At 60.7% G+C, this 16904-nt stretch carries 10 protein-coding genes, 2 tRNA genes and 2 rRNA genes; 7 read left to right on the forward strand and 7 right to left on the reverse strand.

What is annotated here, in order from left to right; translation table 11 throughout:
* Nucleotides 1-12: 12 nt before the first annotated feature.
* The 5 genes from GO608_RS06870 to GO608_RS06890 all read right to left on the reverse strand — a co-directional run bounded on the left by GO608_RS06870 (nt 13) and on the right by GO608_RS06890 (nt 5723).
* Nucleotides 13-612 (reverse strand): peroxiredoxin, encoded by a 600-nt coding sequence (locus tag GO608_RS06870; RefSeq protein ID WP_169199004.1) that lies wholly within the window; start codon nt 610-612, stop codon nt 13-15.
* A gap of 234 nt (nt 613-846) precedes the next feature.
* Nucleotides 847-1134: an acylphosphatase gene (locus GO608_RS06875; RefSeq protein ID WP_169199003.1), complete on the reverse strand. Its 288-nt coding sequence runs from the start codon at nt 1132-1134 to the stop codon at nt 847-849.
* Entirely contained in the window at nt 1127-2815 is a 1689-nt protein-coding gene (locus tag GO608_RS06880; RefSeq protein WP_169199002.1) for a SulP family inorganic anion transporter, read from the reverse strand. Before GO608_RS06880 ends, GO608_RS06875 begins: the two co-directional genes overlap by 8 nt.
* Before the next feature lie 130 nt (nt 2816-2945).
* Complete coding sequence (metG, locus tag GO608_RS06885) at nt 2946-5102, reverse strand: methionine--tRNA ligase (RefSeq protein WP_169199001.1); 2157 nt, start codon at nt 5100-5102, stop codon at nt 2946-2948.
* 84 nt (nt 5103-5186) lie between these two features.
* Nucleotides 5187-5723: an OmpA family protein gene (locus GO608_RS06890; RefSeq protein ID WP_247002915.1), complete on the reverse strand. Its 537-nt coding sequence runs from the start codon at nt 5721-5723 to the stop codon at nt 5187-5189.
* Nucleotides 5724-5963: 240 nt separating this feature from the next.
* On the opposite strand from GO608_RS06890, the gene apbC reads away from it, so the two are divergent.
* The 3 genes from apbC to GO608_RS06905 all read left to right on the forward strand — a co-directional run bounded on the left by apbC (nt 5964) and on the right by GO608_RS06905 (nt 10133).
* Nucleotides 5964-7055, forward strand: a complete 1092-nt coding sequence (apbC, locus tag GO608_RS06895) for an iron-sulfur cluster carrier protein ApbC (protein ID WP_169198999.1) — start codon at nt 5964-5966, stop codon at nt 7053-7055.
* A 117-nt stretch (nt 7056-7172) separates the two neighbouring features.
* Nucleotides 7173-7739, forward strand: coding sequence for a dCTP deaminase (dcd, locus tag GO608_RS06900; RefSeq protein WP_011238314.1), 567 nt, complete (start codon nt 7173-7175; stop codon nt 7737-7739).
* Nucleotides 7740-7880: 141 nt separating this feature from the next.
* On the forward strand, nt 7881-10133 hold the full coding sequence (locus GO608_RS06905) for an arginine/lysine/ornithine decarboxylase (protein ID WP_169198998.1): 2253 nt from the start codon (nt 7881-7883) through the stop codon (nt 10131-10133).
* A 34-nt stretch (nt 10134-10167) separates the two neighbouring features.
* Here the strand turns inward: GO608_RS06905 and GO608_RS06910 are convergent, their stop codons facing one another.
* Nucleotides 10168-10671, reverse strand: a complete 504-nt coding sequence (locus GO608_RS06910) for a dihydrofolate reductase (RefSeq protein ID WP_169198997.1) — start codon at nt 10669-10671, stop codon at nt 10168-10170.
* Nucleotides 10668-11462 carry a thymidylate synthase gene (locus GO608_RS06915; protein WP_169198996.1) on the reverse strand — a complete coding sequence of 265 codons (795 nt, stop codon included), beginning with the start codon at nt 11460-11462 and terminating at the stop codon, nt 10668-10670. The genes GO608_RS06910 and GO608_RS06915 overlap by 4 nt, the downstream gene beginning before the upstream one ends.
* 407 nt (nt 11463-11869) lie before the next feature.
* Between GO608_RS06915 and GO608_RS06920 the strand changes: the two genes are divergently transcribed.
* The 4 genes from GO608_RS06920 to GO608_RS06935 all read left to right on the forward strand — a co-directional run bounded on the left by GO608_RS06920 (nt 11870) and on the right by GO608_RS06935 (nt 16814).
* Nucleotides 11870-13407: ribosomal RNA gene (locus GO608_RS06920) — 16S ribosomal RNA — on the forward strand.
* A 75-nt stretch (nt 13408-13482) separates the two neighbouring features.
* Nucleotides 13483-13559 (forward strand) — tRNA-Ile (locus tag GO608_RS06925).
* A gap of 12 nt (nt 13560-13571) precedes the next feature.
* Nucleotides 13572-13647 (forward strand) — tRNA-Ala (locus GO608_RS06930).
* Between the two features lie 282 nt (nt 13648-13929).
* A 23S ribosomal RNA gene (locus GO608_RS06935) occupies nt 13930-16814 on the forward strand.
* The 16S and 23S rRNA genes sit together here with 2 tRNA genes alongside, the layout of an rRNA operon.
* The last annotated feature ends 90 nt before the right edge of the window (nt 16815-16904 follow it).

Raw genomic sequence — 16904 nt, forward strand, 5'->3', positions numbered from 1 at the left:
CGGCCAGCCGGTTCAGAGCGATTCGGCGTGGTGTGCGAGGTAGTCCGCGACGCCGCTGGGGTCGGCCTTCATGCCGGCCTTGCCCTTGTTCCAGCCCGCGGGGCAGACTTCGCCGTGCTCTTCGGTGAATTGCAGCGCGTCGACCATGCGCAGCATCTCGTCGATGTTGCGGCCCAGCGGCAAGTCATTGACGACCTGGTGGCGCACGACGCCGGCCTTGTCGATCAGGAAAGAGCCGCGGAACGCGACGCCGCCTTCGGATTCGACGTCGTACGCGCGGCAGATCTCGTGCCTGATGTCGGCCACCATCGGATACTGCACCTGCCCGATACCGCCGCTGTTGACCGGCGTGTTCTTCCACGCGAGGTGCGTGAACTGGCTGTCGATCGACACGCCCAGCACTTCGACGCCGCGCTTCTTGAATTCCTCCAGACGGTGATCGAACGCGATCAGCTCGGACGGGCAGACGAAAGTGAAGTCGAGCGGGTAGAAGAACAGGACGGCGTACTTGTTCTTCGTGAATTGCGAGAAGGTGATGTCCTGGATCTGATTGTCGCCGAGCACTGCGGTCGCGGTGAAATCGGGGGCCTGCTTGCCTACGAGGACTGCCATGATTGATCTCTCCTCTTTGGTTTGAACGGGGTGTATGCATCTTGGGCCACCCTGCCCGGTGCGTCAAATTGCAATTGCAATGGTATGTTGATAGCTGTTTTCTATCGATATCCTGCGTTCTGCACCGGCCGCGATGAGTGAGCTGGCTGTTTTGGTTGTCGAGTTTCACGTCTGGCAAATATTCCTGTCGCACCTTCGGCCGCAGCGAGTCCGTCGTGCGAATCGGTCGCGTCGCTATGCCGTGGGACGGACCGAAAACCTCCCGGGCTCCGGCCGCTCGGCCGCGGTGACGACGAGATCCTGGACGCGGGCGGCAGGTGGGCCCTGCCGTGCCCAGGCGATGAAATGTTCGACCGCTGTCTCGGGACCGGCGACCAGCGCTTCGACTGAGCCGTCCAGCCGGTTGCGCACCCATCCCGCAAGCCCCAAGCGAACGCCTTCAGCCTGCGCGCTCGCCCGGTAATACACTCCCTGCACGCGGCCGCGGATCATCAGATGGCGTGAAACGATTGCGTCAGGCATACGACAGTTCCGGTTCTTGCCCGTGCAGGCGCTGGGCGCGGATCAGGGCTTCGGTCATGTTCACCGCGATGTTGTCGTCGCCGAGGCTGGCCTGGAATCCGGAGCGGAACACGAGCGACGCGGGCTGGTCGTTCAGGTCGCACAGGATCAGCTGCGCGCCGCGCTTTTGCAGCGTGCGGTGCAGGGTCTGGAGCGCGTCGAGGCCGGTGGTGTCGATGTTGATGACCTTTTCGAGATCGAGGATCACGGCGTCCGGATGGCCTTCCTGCATCAGCAGCAGGTTCTCGAGCTTGTTCGCCGCGCCGAAGAACAGGCTGCCGAATACCCGATAAGCAATGATCCGCGGGGTGCCATCGCTGCGCGACAGGGCTTCGACGCCGTAATGGTCTTCGAGCGGGACGCGTTCGATGCGGGTGAGGTCCGACATCCGGTAAATGAAAAACAGACTCGCGAGCAACATTCCGAGTTCCACGGCGAGCGTGAGGTCGAACACCACCGTGACGAAGAACGTGCCGAGCAGGATCGTGCGGTACTGGTTCGAATAGCGTGCCAGCTCCTTCCATGCGAATGCGTGCCATTCGCCCATGTTGATCGACACCACGACGACGATCGCCGACAGCGTGGCGAGCGGGATGTGGCTCGCGAGCGGCGCCAGCGCGAGCACGACAGCGAGCAGCACCAGCGCGTGGACCATCCCGGCGACCGGGGTATGTCCGCCCGAGCGCACATTAGTCGCAGTGCGGGCAATCGCGCCGGTGGCCGCGAAGCCGCCGAACAGCGGCGCGACGACGTTCGCGACGCCCTGCGCGATGAGTTCCTGGTTAGGGTCGTGACGGTCCTCGATCAGGTTGTCGGCGACGCGTGCCGAGAGCAGCGATTCGATCGCCCCGAGCAGCGCGATCGTCAGGGCTGGCGCGATCAGCTTGCCGAGCGTGCCGAGCGACAGCGCCGGGAGGCCGATGTCGGGCAACTCCTGGGGAATGCCGCCGAACCGGCTGCCGATGGTGTCGATCGGCAAGTGGATCAGCGCATTGACCGCCGTGGCGATCAGCAGCACTGCGAGCGGTCCGGGCAGGCGGCGCATCCATGCTATCTGCCTCGCCGCACGGTTCCATGCGATCAGGACCGCGAGCGACGCGATCGAGGTGGCTACAGTCGGGAGATCGACCGTATGCATCGCCGCCAGCAAGGTTTCCATCTTGCCGAAGAACTCGCCCGGCATGTTCTCGATGTCGAGTCCGAGGAAGTCCTTGATCTGCGAAATGAAGATCACCACGGCGATGCCGTTCGTGAATCCGATGACCACTGACACCGGGATGAAGCGGATCATGCTGCCGAGCCTGAAGGCCCCCATGCCGAGCAGCATCACGCCCGACATCATCGTCGCGATCAGCAGGTTCTGCACGCCGAAATCGGCGACGATCGCGTAGACGATCGGGATGAAGGCGCCAGTCGGGCCGCCGATCTGCACTTTCGAGCCGCCGAGGGCGGAGATCAGGAAGCCGGCGACGATTGCCGTCCACACGCCGGCGGCCGGACTCATGCCGCTGGCGATTGCGAACGCCATCGCCAGCGGCAGCGCAAGCACGCCGACGGTGATCCCCGCGGAAAAATCGTTGATGAATGTAGCCCGGCCGTAGCCGGGCAGGGTGTCAAGCAGTTTCGGGCGAAACCTGATCATGAAGCCTCCTGAATTCCTCGCTGTGTTGCCTACCCCGGGTGCTGCAGCGCTGCAGCGGCCCGGGGCCGGTTCGATGCTGCACGAACCAGCGTTTGGAGGGAGTCAGGGGCATGTCGGTTCTATGCTCTGATCATTTCACCCGCATACCGGAGGCGGCGCCCGAGTCCGGTGTCAGGATGTAGATCCCGGCGCCCTTGTCGTCCGCGTCGGAGGCGGCGAGCACCATGCCCTCGCTGACGCCGAACTTCATCTTGCGCGGCGCGAGGTTGACGACCATCACCGTGAGCCGTCCGACGAGCGTCGCCGGGTCGTACGCCGATTTGATGCCGGCAAACACCTGGCGCAGCTTCGTCTGGCCATTTTCGGTCTCGCCGATGTCGAGTTGCAGGCGGATCAGCTTGTCGGCGCCTTCGACGTGTTCGGCACCGACGATGCGGGCGATGCGCAGATCCACTTTCGTGAAATCGTCGATCGAGATGTGCGGCATCGCCGTTTCGGCGGACTGGGCTTCGTGCTGCTGCTTTTCCGCGTGGCGCTGCTGCGACGACGCGACTTTTGCGGCGGGGGCGGCTGGCGCGAGCGATTCGCGGTTCGCGTCGAGCAGCGCGTCGATCTGCTTGCGCTCGACGCGTGTCATCAGGTGCGCATAGGGGTTGATCGCGTGCGCCGTGGGCAGCGGCTGCCAGGTTTGCGGCCAGACGAGCGGGTCGATCGCGAGGAACGCTTCGACTTTTTCGGCGAGAGCGGGCAGGACCGGCTTGAGATACAGCGTAAGGTCGCGGAAATGCGTCAGTGCCGTGCTGCACACGACGTGAAGACGCGCCTCCTGACCTTCCTGCTTCGCCAGTTCCCACGGCTTGTGGTCGTTGACGTACTGGTTCGCGAGATCGGCGAGCCGCATGATCTCGCGCAGCGCGCGGCCGTAGTCGCGTTCTTCGTAAGCGTGCGCGATCGTCCCCGCTGCAAAGGCAGCTTCGAAATCGGCGGTCGCCTGCGGATCGTGCGCCCCCAGCCTGCCATCGAAGCGCTTGGCGATGAAGCCCGCGCAGCGGCTGGCGATGTTGACGTACTTGCCGACGAGGTCCGAATTCACTTTTGCGACCATGTCGTCGAGGCTCAGATCGACGTCTTCCATCGTGCCGTTCGACTTGGTCGCGAAGTAATAACGCAGCCATTCCGGATTGAGGCCCTGCGAGACGTAGGAGCGCGCCGTGATGAACGTGCCGCGGCTCTTGCTCATCTTCGCGCCGTCGACAGTCAGGAAGCCATTGACGCACAACTGCGTGGGCGTGCGGTAGCCGGCGAACCGGAGCATCGCCGGCCAGAAGAGGGCGTGGAAGTAGAGGATGTCCTTGCCGATGAAGTGCACCATCTCGGTGCCGGCCGTTTCCGCGCGGACGGCGTCGGTGAACTCGTCGACGGCGATGTCGCCACGTCGCTCCGCAAGGTTGCGGAAGCTCGCGAGGTAGCCGATCGGGGCGTCGAGCCAGACATAGAAATATTTTCCGGGTGCGCCGGGAATCTCGAAACCGAAATACGGGGCGTCGCGCGAAATGTCCCAGTCCGACAGCGTATTGCCGCCGTCACCGACGCTTTCGTCGCCGAGCCACTCCTTCATCTTGTTTGCCGCTTCCGCCTGCAGGCGGCGAGTGCCGGCAGCGTTCGTGCCGCGCGTCCATTCGCGCAAGAACGCCACGGCGCGCGGGTCGGACAGGCGGAAAAAATAATGCTCCGACGTCTTCAGCACGGGCTTCGCGCCCGACACCGCAGAGTGCGGGTTCTTGAGTTCGGTCGGTGCGTACGCGGCGCCGCATACTTCGCAGTTGTCGCCGTACTGGTCGGCCGCGCCGCACTTCGGGCATTCGCCCTTGATGAAGCGGTCCGGCAGGAACATCTCCTTGACCGGGTCGTAGAACTGCTCGATCGCGCGGGTATCGATCAACTCGGCGGCTTGGAGCTTCGTATAGACGTCTTCCGCGTAGGCCCGGTTTTCGGCGCTGTGAGTGCTGTGGTAGTTGTCGAAGGCGACGCCGAAGTCGGTGAAGTCGCGCAGATGTTCGCCATGCACGCGCCCGATCAGCGCTTCGGGCGTGATGCCTTCCTTCTCTGCGCGCAGCATGACCGGCGTGCCGTGCGTGTCGTCTGCGCAGACGTAATGCACCGTATTGCCGCGCATGCGCTGGTAGCGCACCCAGATGTCGCCCTGGATGTACCCGACCAGATGGCCGAGGTGAATGTCGCCGTTGGCGTAGGGCAGGGCGTTGGTGACCAGTATCTTGCGCGGCATGATGGGCGGAAATGGAAAAAGAAAGAGTGTAGCAAAGGCGCCGCCGTTGTCCTGCGACGCCGCGGGAAACCGTCGTCTGCCGATCTATTCGAACGGACGCAGGACGATCTCGACGCGACGGTTCTTCGCGCGTCCCGCCTCGGTCGCGTTGTCGGCGATCGGCTCGGCCTCGCCCTTGCCGTCGGCATGAAGACGGGCAAGCGGGATGCCGCGGCGACGCAGGTGCTCCGCGACGGTCTCGGCCCGCTGGATCGAAAGCTGCAGATTGTGCAATTCACTGTCCAGGCTGTCGGTGTGACCGAACACCCGGATTTCGACCTCGGGGGACGAAGCCAGGGCCGATGCGACGCGGTCCAGGCTCGGCGTCAGTACCGGCTGGGGCTCGCTGCCCCCACGGGAAAAGGCTTCGGCGCCCGGGAGCAGCAGTTGCAGGGTGCCATCGCCGAGTACCCGGGTTGCGATCTCGCTGGAGCCGCTCAAGCGTTTGACGATGCGGTTGCGCTCGGCGGGCCAGTCGAAGCCCGTATTCTTCGCGACGGGCACGGCGCGCTGCACAGGGAGCGCGGCGCCGGGAGGAGGTGTCACAGTCGTCGTGGCGCACGCCGACAGCAGCGCGCTCACGCTGATTAGGACGAATAGCGAAAATCGGTTCATGCCGTGGGTAATCCGGGGTGGTGAAGGGAATCAGTGCGGGGAGTCAGTTCGGGAAAATCAGTCCGCCAGGGGGCGCATTTTACCGCGTGGGGGACGCTGGCAGAATGACCCTGATGAACAAGAGGGTGAGCGGGCACGCAGGCTTAGGTATGATTTACCTTCTTGAGGCCCGAATCGCGGGCTGCCGATCGCCGAGGATATGCCATCATGAGTCTCACCCAGGAATCTGTCACCGAAGCGCTCAAGGGCGTTGTCGATCCGAACACGGGCAAGGATTTCGTTTCCACGCGCTGCGTCAGGAACGTCAGCATCAGCGGCAGCGACGTCCGCGTCGAACTCGAACTCGGCTACCCGGCGAAGACACAGCATGAATCGATCCGCGAAATGCTCGCCGCCGCGATCGCCACGATTCCCGGCGCAGGGCGGGTGACGATCGACGTGCACAGCAAGGTCGTCGCACACGCGGTGCAGCAGGGCGTGAAGCTGCTGCCGGGTGTGAAGAACATCATCGCCGTCGCTTCCGGGAAAGGGGGGGTTGGCAAGAGCACGACTGCCGTGAACCTCGCCCTTGCCCTGGTGGCAGAAGGCGCGACCGTCGGTCTGCTCGATGCGGATATCTATGGTCCGTCGCAGCCGCATATGCTCGGCATCGGCGAGCAGCGTCCGGAGTCGCTCGATGGCAAGACGATGGAGCCACTGCAGGCGCATGGCCTGCAGGTGATGTCCATCGGCTTCCTCGTCGATGTCGAGACGCCCATGGTGTGGCGTGGCCCGATGGCGACGCAGGCGCTCAACCAGTTGCTGAAGGAAACCAACTGGAAAGATCTGGACTACCTCGTCATCGACATGCCCCCAGGCACCGGCGACATCCAACTCACGCTGTCGCAGAGCGTGCCGCTGACCGGCGCCGTGATCGTCACGACACCCCAGGACATCGCTTTGCTCGATGCGCGCAAGGGACTCAAGATGTTCGAGAAAGTGGGGGTGCCGATCATTGGCGTCGTTGAAAACATGAGCATCCACATCTGTTCGAGTTGCGGCCACGAAGAAGCGATCTTCGGCACTCGCGGAGGCGAGCGCCTGTGCGCCGACTACAACGTGCCTTTCCTCGGCGCGCTGCCGCTCGATCTGCAGATCCGTCAGGAAACCGATGGCGGGGCGCCGACCGTCGTGTCCGATCCCGACGGCCGCATCGCGGAACTCTACAAGGCCATCGCGCGCAAGGTTGCGGCACGCGTGGCGGTCAAGGCGAAGGACATGACGCACAAGTTCCCGAGCATCGTCATCAAGAGCACCTGAAAGCGGACCAGTCGCGGAATCGATTTTTCCCGCTTCCGGTCCGACAGCGCTTAGCCTAAACTAGCCGATTTTTCGCGTCCGGCGAGTGCCGGGCCGGGCCGGAGGAAACACCACCCGATGTCCATCAAGTCCGACAAATGGATTCGCCGCATGGCGGAACAGCAGGGGATGATCGCGCCCTTCGCGCCCGAGTTGGTCCGCCACAACGGCACGGGGAAAATCGTCTCGTACGGCACTTCGAGCTACGGCTATGATGTGCGCTGCGCGAATGAATTCAAGATCTTCACCAACATCAACTCGACGATCGTCGACCCGAAGGATTTCGATGCGCGGAATTTCGTCGATTTCGTCGGCGACGTGTGCATCATTCCGCCGAACTCGTTCGCCCTCGCGCGCACGGTCGAGTATTTTCGCATCCCGCGCAATGTCCTGACGGTGTGCCTGGGCAAGTCGACCTACGCGCGGTGCGGCATCATCGTGAACGTCACACCGCTCGAACCCGAGTGGGAAGGTCACGTGACGCTCGAATTTTCGAACACCACGCCGCTGCCGGCGAAGATTTACGCAAACGAGGGCATCGCACAGATGCTTTTCTTCGAGGCCGACGAGGTGTGCGAAACATCGTACAAGGATCGCGGCGGCAAATATCTCGGCCAGACGGGCGTGACGTTGCCGAAAATCTGATTCATCGACTCGATCCGCTGCGCGCGGACCACACGACGAACGGGGCCGGCTGACGGCCCCTTGTCCTTTCCGCTAGTCGGGAAGCAGGATTCACGTGGGTATGATGCCCATGGCCCCAACGCAAGAAGCTGGAGAAGAGGGATGCGCTTTCACTTTCCGATCATCATAATCGACGAGGATTTCCGCTCGGAAAACACGAGCGGCCTCGGCATTCGCGCGCTGGCCAAGGCGATCGAGGAAGAGAGCATGGAAGTGCTCGGTGTCACGAGTTATGGTGACCTGACCTCGTTTGCGCAGCAGCAAAGCCGTGGCTCCGCCTTCATCCTGTCGATCGACGACGAGGAGTTCTCGTCGCCGGAGGCGTCCGACAAGGCGATCGCCGACCTGCGCGCGTTCGTCGAGGAGATCCGGTTGCGCAACGCCGACATCCCGATCTTCATCCATGGCGAAACCCGCACCAGCCGGCACATCCCGAACGACGTGCTGCGCGAGCTGCACGGCTTCATCCACATGTTCGAGGACACGCCCGAGTTCGTCGCGCGCTACATCGTGCGCGAAGCGAAGAACTATCTCGAGAGCCTGGCGCCGCCGTTTTTCCGCGCGTTGGTGCATTACGCAGCCGACAGCTCGTATTCGTGGCACTGCCCCGGCCATTCGGGCGGAGTGGCGTTCCTGAAGAGCCCGGTCGGGCAGATGTTCCACCAGTTCTTCGGTGAAAACATGCTGCGCGCGGATGTGTGCAACGCGGTCGAGGAGCTCGGGCAGCTGCTCGATCATACGGGGCCGGTGGCGGCTTCCGAACGCAACGCGGCGCGCATCTTCAACTGCGACCATCTTTATTTCGTCACCAACGGCACCTCGACGTCAAACAAGATGGTGTGGCACACCACCGTCGCGCCCGGGGACGTCGTCGTCGTCGACCGCAACTGCCACAAGTCGATTCTCCACTCGATCATCATGACTGGCGCGGTGCCGGTGTTCCTGACGCCGACACGCAACCACTACGGCATCATCGGTCCGATCCCGCTGGAAGAATTCAGCATCGAGACGATTCGGCGCAAGATCGAGGCGAACCCGTTCGCGCGCCCGAGCGCCGGCAAGAAGCCCCGCATCCTGACGATCACGCAGTCGACGTACGACGGTGTCGTGTACAACGTCGAGACGATCAAGGAGATGCTGGACGGCGAGATCGACACGCTGCACTTTGACGAAGCCTGGCTGCCGCACGCGGCGTTCCATGATTTCTATGGCGATTACCACGCGATCGGCGCGGATCGCCCGCGCTGCGAGCAATCGATGGTGTTCTCGACGCAGTCGACGCACAAGCTGCTGGCCGGGCTGTCACAGGCTTCGCAGATCCTCGTGCAGGACTCGCAGACCCGCAAGCTCGACCGCGACATCTTCAACGAAGCCTACCTGATGCACACCTCGACGTCGCCACAGTACGCGATCATCGCTTCGTGCGACGTCGCGGCGGCGATGATGGAGCCTCCCGGCGGGCCGGCGCTGGTGGACGAGTCGCTGTCGGAAGCCGTCGAATTCCGCCGCGCGATGCGCAAGGTGGAGGCCGAATTCGGACCCGCCGACTGGTGGTTCAAGGTCTGGGGGCCCGAATACCTGCCCGAGGAGGGCATCGGCGAGCGCGAGGACTGGATGCTCAAGGCCGGCGAACGCTGGCACGGATTCGGCAATCTCGCGCCGGGGTTCAACATGCTCGACCCGATCAAGGCGACGGTGATCACGCCGGGGCTCGACGTCGACGGTGACTTCGCAGATTCCGGTATCCCCGCCGGGATCCTCACGCGTTATCTCGCCGAACACGGCATCATCGTCGAAAAGACCGGGCTGTACTCGTTCTTCATCATGTTCACGATCGGCATCACTAAGGGCCGGTGGAACACGATGGTGACCGAATTGCAGCAGTTCAAGGACGACTACGACCGCAACCAGCCGTTGTGGCGCGTAATGCCGGAGTTCATTGCCAAGCATCCGCGCTACGAGAAAGTCGGCCTGAAGGACTTGTGCGCGCAGATCCACAGTTTCTACAAGTCCTACGATATCGCGCGCCTCACCACCGAAATGTATCTGTCGGATATGGTTCCGGCGATGAAGCCGGCCGATGCGTTCGCCAAGATGGCGCACCGCGAGATCGAGCGGGTGCCGATCGATGAGCTCGAAGGGCGTGTGACCGCGATGCTCGTCACGCCGTATCCGCCTGGGATCCCGCTGCTGATTCCGGGCGAGCGTTTCAACGCGACGATCGTGCGTTACCTGAAGTTCGCGCGTGATTTCAACGCGGGCTTTCCGGGGTTCGAGACCGATATCCACGGCCTCGTCAGGGAGCTGGCCGAGGGACGGTTCGACTATTACGTCGACTGCGTGAGGCAGGACTGACCGATGACGCTGAACTGGGAGCGAGCTTCCCGGTTCAGCGTGTCTTGCGCCGGTACTCGACGAAATCGAACGAAAATTCGTTATGCGCGTCCGCTTCGTGCCTTTCGCGCCGCACCTCGTCGAAGTCTCCGCGGTCGAACGCCGGGAAATGCGCATCTCCGTCCACATCGGCGTGCACTTCCGTAAGCAGCAGCGCGTCGGCCCTGTCGAGCAACCGGCGATACAGTTCGGCGCCGCCGATGACGAAGACGGTCTCGTCGCCCGCAGCTTCGAGCGCTGCTTCCGGATCCGGAAAAACCTCCGCCCCGGTCGCGGAGTAACTACGGTCACGGGTCACGACCAGATTGCGTCGGGCCGGTAGCGGCCGCCCCAGCGATTCCCAGGTTTTGCGCCCCATCAGCACGGAATGCCCGGTCGTCGTTTCCTTGAAACGGGCGAGATCCGACTTCAGTCGCCACGGCAATTGATTGTCTCTTCCGATCGCGCCGTTTCGCGCAGCCGCTGCGATGATGATCACTTGCCGCTTGCCCGCGCTCATACGGCCACTTCCGCTTTGATGTGGGGGTGGGGGTCATAGCCTTCGAGGCGAAAATCCTCGAAGCGGAATCCAAAGATGTCGGTGACGCCGGGATTCACGATCATCCGCGGCAAAGCGCGTGGTTGCCGCGAGAGCTGCACGCGTGCCTGCTCGAGATGGTTGAGGTACAGGTGGCAGTCCCCCCCTGTCCAGACGAAATCGCCGGCACGCAGCCCGCAAACCTGCGCCACCATCAGCGTCAGCAGCGCATAGGACGCAATGTTGAACGGCACCCCGAGGAAGATGTCGGCACTGCGCTGATACAACTGGCAGGACAGGCGTCCGCCTGCGACGTAGAACTGGAACAGGGCGTGACACGGGGGGAGCGCCATCCCTTCGACCTCGCCCGGATTCCACGCGGAGACGATGTGGCGGCGCGAGTCCGGGTTGCGCCGCAGACCGTCGATCAGTTGCCCGATCTGATCCACCGTTCGCCCATCGGCCGTTTCCCAGCGTCGCCACTGCTTTCCATACACCGGCCCGAGATCGCCATTCTCGTCGGCCCAGTCGTCCCAGATCGACACGCCATTCTCTTTGAGGTAGCGGATATTGGTATCGCCGCGCAGAAACCATAGCAATTCATAAATTATCGAGCGGGTGTGCAGCTTCTTCGTCGTAAGGAGAGGAAAGCCGTCGTCGAGATTAAACCGCATCTGCCAGCCGAAGGTCGAAAGTGTGCCGGTGCCGGTCCGGTCGGATTTCCGGTCGCCATGATCGAGGACATGGCGCATCAGATCGAGATACTGTTTCATGGGAGGTCCCTGGCGTCGAGGCCGAAATTCTACGGTGATGGAAGACTCTCCCGATTTTATTTTTGAGTGGCTTCGCTTCAGCAACCGGTTGACTGCCTGTTGGAAGTGTCTATAATTCGCCCCTCTTCGCGGCACCGAGCGGTTTTGGCAGTACGGTGCGAGGCGCGGTGGCGATGGAGAGAGCTTCCCCGGTGGTCAGGAAAAGGTCCGGTGGGGGTTGACGGCAGCGGCGAAGTCGATCAGAATCTCTTTCTCGCTGCAACGGCAGCAGTTCTTTAAAAAGTTGAACAACCGATAAGTGTGGGTACTGGGTTGCTGCGGTGGTCGAACTGCCTTCGGGTGGATTCGGCAATTGCAAAGATTGAGTGCTCGCAAGTCAGAGATGATTTTGAGTACTTTGTTGGATTGAACTTAAGAGTTTGATCCTGGCTCAGATTGAACGCTGGCGGCATGCTTTACACATGCAAGTCGAACGGCAGCGGGGGCTTCGGCCTGCCGGCGAGTGGCGAACGGGTGAGTAATGCATCGGAACGTACCCAGTCGTGGGGGATAACTACGCGAAAGCGTAGCTAATACCGCATACGCCCTGAGGGGGAAAGCGGGGGACCTTCGGGCCTCGCGCGATTGGAGCGGCTGATGTCGGATTAGCTAGTTGGTGGGGTAAAGGCCTACCAAGGCGACGATCCGTAGCTGGTCTGAGAGGATGATCAGCCACACTGGGACTGAGACACGGCCCAGACTCCTACGGGAGGCAGCAGTGGGGAATTTTGGACAATGGGCGCAAGCCTGATCCAGCCATGCCGCGTGAGTGAAGAAGGCCTTCGGGTTGTAAAGCTCTTTCAGACGGAAAGAAATCGGGCGGGTGAATATCCCGCCTGGATGACGGTACTGTCAGAAGAAGCACCGGCTAACTACGTGCCAGCAGCCGCGGTAATACGTAGGGTGCGAGCGTTAATCGGAATTACTGGGCGTAAAGCGTGCGCAGGCGGTTGTGTAAGACAGGTGTGAAATCCCCGGGCTTAACCTGGGAACTGCGCTTGTGACTGCACGGCTAGAGTACGGCAGAGGGGGGTGGAATTCCACGTGTAGCAGTGAAATGCGTAGATATGTGGAGGAACACCGATGGCGAAGGCAGCCCCCTGGGCCGATACTGACGCTCATGCACGAAAGCGTGGGGAGCAAACAGGATTAGATACCCTGGTAGTCCACGCCCTAAACGATGTCGACTAGTTGTTCGGGAAGGTAACTTCCTGAGTAACGCAGCTAACGCGTGAAGTCGACCGCCTGGGGAGTACGGCCGCAAGGTTAAAACTCAAAGGAATTGACGGGGACCCGCACAAGCGGTGGATGATGTGGATTAATTCGATGCAACGCGAAAAACCTTACCTACCCTTGACATGCCTGGAATCCTGCAGAGATGCGGGAGTGCCTTCGGGAGCCAGGACACAGGTGCTGCATGGCTGTCGTCAGCTCGTGTCGTGAGATGTTGGGTTAAGTCCCGCAACGAGCGCAACCCTTGTCGCTAATTGCCATCATTAGGTTGGGCACTTTAGCGAGACTGCCGGTGACAAACCGGAGGAAGGTGGGGATGACGTCAAGTCCTCATGGCCCTTATGGGTAGGGCTTCACACGTCATACAATGGTCGGTACAGAGGGTTGCCAAGCCGCGAGGTGGAGCCAATCCCACAAAGCCGATCGTAGTCCGGATCGTAGTCTGCAACTCGACTACGTGAAGTCGGAATCGCTAGTAATCGCAGATCAGCATGCTGCGGTGAATACGTTCCCGGGTCTTGTACACACCGCCCGTCACACCATGGGAGTGGGTTTCACCAGAAGTAGGTAGCTTAACCTTTCGGGGAGGGCGCTTACCACGGTGAGATTCATGACTGGGGTGAAGTCGTAACAAGGTAGCCGTATCGGAAGGTGCGGCTGGATCACCTCCTTTCAAGAGATGACGCCGCGGCGGCGCAGTATCCACAACTTATCGGTTGTTCAGGCAACGAGAGCCTCGAAGGCATGAGGGTCTGTAGCTCAGCTGGTTAGAGCACCGTCTTGATAAGGCGGGGGTCGTTGGTTCGAACCCAACCAGACCCACCACACGATCAAGCGGGGGGATTAGCTCAGCTGGGAGAGCACCTGCTTTGCAAGCAGGGGGTCGACGGTTCGATCCCGTCATCCTCCACCAGCGTTCGGGGGTGGGCAGAAGCAGGCGTCGAAGGGCTAAGCGGTGCGGATCGTCGGGTCCGCAGCGCTTAGGCCTTGGCAGGTTTTTGAGGTCGCGTTCTTTAACAAAGTGGAAGAAGTAAAGTGTGCGACAGTGGGCCGCAAGGCGCACTGTTGCATGGGTTGGTGTGATTGCATTTTTGCATTCATCTGCGCTTTGAACCAGCGGCAGGTGAGTGCGCGCACAAGCGTGAGTTCGTCTATGGCGGTGGGTGCCCTGGCAACACAGGGTCCATGGTTATAGGATCAAGCGACTAAGTGCATGTGGTGGATGCCTTGGCGATCACAGGCGATGAAGGACGTGCAAGCCTGCGAAAAGCGGGGGGGAGCTGGCAATGGAGCTTTGATCCCCCGATGTCCGAATGGGGAAACCCACTCCTTTTGGAGTATCCCGCGCTGAATACATAGGCGTGTGGAGGCGAACGCGGCGAACTGAAACATCTAAGTAGCCGCAGGAACAGAAATCAACCGAGATTCCCCAAGTAGTGGCGAGCGAACGGGGAGGAGCCTGCACGACTAAACCATCTACTTAGCAAAACGGTCTGGAAAGTCCGACGATACAGGGTGATAGTCCCGTATGCGAAAAGTAGGTGGCGGGTCTGAGCGTGCGACAAGTAGGGCGGGACACGAGAAATCCTGTCTGAAGATGGGGGGACCATCCTCCAAGGCTAAATACTCGTGATCGACCGATAGTGAACCAGTACCGTGAGGGAAAGGCGAAAAGAACCCCGGGAGGGGAGTGAAATAGATCCTGAAACCGCATGCATACAAACAGTGGGAGCCTCCTTCGTGGGGTGACTGCGTACCTTTTGTATAATGGGTCAGCGACTTACGTTCAGTAGCGAGCTTAACCGAATAGGGGAGGCGTAGGGAAACCGAGTCTGACAAGGGCGATTGAGTTGCTGGGCGTAGACCCGAAACCGGATGATCTATCCATGGCCAGGATGAAGGTGCGGTAACACGCACTGGAGGTCCGAACCCACTAATGTTGAAAAATTAGGGGATGAGCTGTGGATAGGGGTGAAAGGCTAAACAAATCCGGAAATAGCTGGTTCTCCCCGAAAACTATTTAGGTAGTGCGTCGTACGGACACTTGCGGGGGTAGAGCACTGTAATCGTTGGGGGGGTCACTGCGATCTACCCCGCGATAGCAAACTCCGAATACCGCAAAGTGATATACGGCAGACAGTCCTGGGGTGCTAACGTCCTGGGACAAGAGGGAAACAACCCAGACCGCCAGCTAAGGTCCCAAATACATGGCTAAGTGGGAAACGAAGTGGGAAGGCCCAGACAGCTAGGAGGTTGGCTTAGAAGCAGCCATCCTTTAAAGAAAGCGTAATAGCTCACTAGTCGAGTCGTCCTGCGCGGAAGATGTAACGGGGCTCAAGCCATGAACCGAAGCTGCGGATCTCGCAAGAGATGGTAGGGGAGCGTTCCGTAAGCCTGCGAAGGTGTCTCGAGAGGGATGCTGGAGGTATCGGAAGTGCGAATGCTGACATGAGTAGCGATAAAGGGTGTGAAAAGCACCCTCGCCGAAAGCCCAAGGTTTCCTGCGCAACGTTCATCGGCGCAGGGTGAGTCGGCCCCTAAGGCGAGGCAGAAATGCGTAGTCGATGGGAAACGGGTCAATATTCCCGTACCGGTCCTAGATGCGATGGGGGGACGGAGAAGGTTAGGCCAGCCGGGTGTTGGACGTCCCGGTTTAAGCGTGTAGGCGTGCCCCGTAGGCAAATCCGCGGGGCTGAGCTGAGGCGTGATGACGAGGGCTCTTTGAGCCCGAAGTGGTTGATACCATGCTTCCAGGAAAAGCCTCTAAGCTTCAGTCTAGGATCGACCGTACCGCAAACCGACACAGGTGGGCAGGTAGAAAATACCAAGGCGCTTGAGAGAACTCAGGAGAAGGAACTCGGCAAATTGATACCGTAACTTCGGGAGAAGGTATGCCCCGTTAGCTTGTAGGAGTACATCCGAAGGGCGAAGGGGCCGCAGAGAATCGGTGGCTGCGACTGTTTATTAAAAACACAGCACTGTGCAAACACGAAAGTGGACGTATACGGTGTGACGCCTGCCCGGTGCCGGAAGGTTAAGTGATGGGGTGCAAGCTCTTGATCGAAGCCCCGGTAAACGGCGGCCGTAACTATAACGGTCCTAAGGTAGCGAAATTCCTTGTCGGGTAAGTTCCGACCTGCACGAATGGCGTAACGATGGCCACACTGTCTCCTCCTGAGACTCAGCGAAGTTGAAATGTTTGTGAAGATGCAATCTCCCCGCGGCAAGACGGAAAGACCCCATGAACCTTTACTGTAGCTTTGCATTGGACTTTGACGGGACTTGTGTAGGATAGGTGGGAGGCTGTGAAGCGGGAACGCCAGTTTCCGTGGAGCCAACCTTGAAATACCACCCTGGTGTCGTTGAGGTTCTAACCTTGGCCCGTGAATCCGGGTCGGGGACCGTGCATGGCAGGCAGTTTGACTGGGGCGGTCTCCTCCCAAAAGGTAACGGAGGAGTACGAAGGTCGCCTAGACACGGTCGGACATCGTGTTGATAGTGCAATGGCAAAAGGCGGCTTGACTGCGAGACCGACAAGTCGAGCAGGTGCGAAAGCAGGTCATAGTGATCCGGTGGTTCTGTATGGAAGGGCCATCGCTCAACGGATAAAAGGTACTCTGGGGATAACAGGCTGATTCCGCCCAAGAGTTCACATCGACGGCGGAGTTTGGCACCTCGATGTCGGCTCATCACATCCTGGGGCTGTAGCCGGTCCCAAGGGTATGGCTGTTCGCCATTTAAAGTGGTACGTGAGCTGGGTTTAAAACGTCGTGAGACAGTTTGGTCCCTATCTGCCGTGGGCGCTGGAAGTTTGAGAGGACCTGCTCCTAGTACGAGAGGACCGGAGTGGACGCACCCCTGGTGTACCGGTTGTGACGCCAGTCGCATCGCCGGGTAGCTAAGTGCGGAAGAGATAACCGCTGAAAGCATCTAAGCGGGAAACTCGCCTCAAGATGAGACTTCCCCGGGGCCTCGAGCCCCCTGAAGGGTCGTTGAAGACCACAACGTTGATAGGTCGGGTGTGGAAGCGCAGCAATGCGTTGAGCTAACCGATACTAATTGCCCGTGAGGCTTGATCCTATAACCCTGGATCCAACACCGCGACAACTCACCGAAAAACGCATCACACCCCCACACACACTTTGCTTCCCCACTTTGTTACCCTTTACA

This window comes from Aromatoleum buckelii (genome assembly GCF_012910785.2).
GTDB lineage: Bacteria > Pseudomonadota > Gammaproteobacteria > Burkholderiales > Rhodocyclaceae > Aromatoleum > Aromatoleum buckelii.

Excerpts from the sequence above, each read along its gene's own strand:
- GO608_RS06870 (WP_169199004.1), bottom strand. The coding sequence starts at position 612 with ATGGCAGTCCTCGTAGGCAAGCAGGCCCCCGATTTCACCGCGACCGCA.
- GO608_RS06875 (WP_169199003.1), bottom strand. The coding sequence starts at position 1,134 with ATGCCTGACGCAATCGTTTCACGCCATCTGATGATCCGCGGCCGCGTG.
- GO608_RS06880 (WP_169199002.1), bottom strand. The coding sequence starts at position 2,815 with ATGATCAGGTTTCGCCCGAAACTGCTTGACACCCTGCCCGGCTACGGC.
- metG (WP_169199001.1), bottom strand. The coding sequence starts at position 5,102 with ATGCCGCGCAAGATACTGGTCACCAACGCCCTGCCCTACGCCAACGGC.
- apbC (WP_169198999.1), top strand. The coding sequence starts at position 5,964 with ATGAGTCTCACCCAGGAATCTGTCACCGAAGCGCTCAAGGGCGTTGTC.
- dcd (WP_011238314.1), top strand. The coding sequence starts at position 7,173 with ATGTCCATCAAGTCCGACAAATGGATTCGCCGCATGGCGGAACAGCAG.
- GO608_RS06905 (WP_169198998.1), top strand. The coding sequence starts at position 7,881 with ATGCGCTTTCACTTTCCGATCATCATAATCGACGAGGATTTCCGCTCG.
- GO608_RS06910 (WP_169198997.1), bottom strand. The coding sequence starts at position 10,671 with ATGAGCGCGGGCAAGCGGCAAGTGATCATCATCGCAGCGGCTGCGCGA.
- GO608_RS06915 (WP_169198996.1), bottom strand. The coding sequence starts at position 11,462 with ATGAAACAGTATCTCGATCTGATGCGCCATGTCCTCGATCATGGCGAC.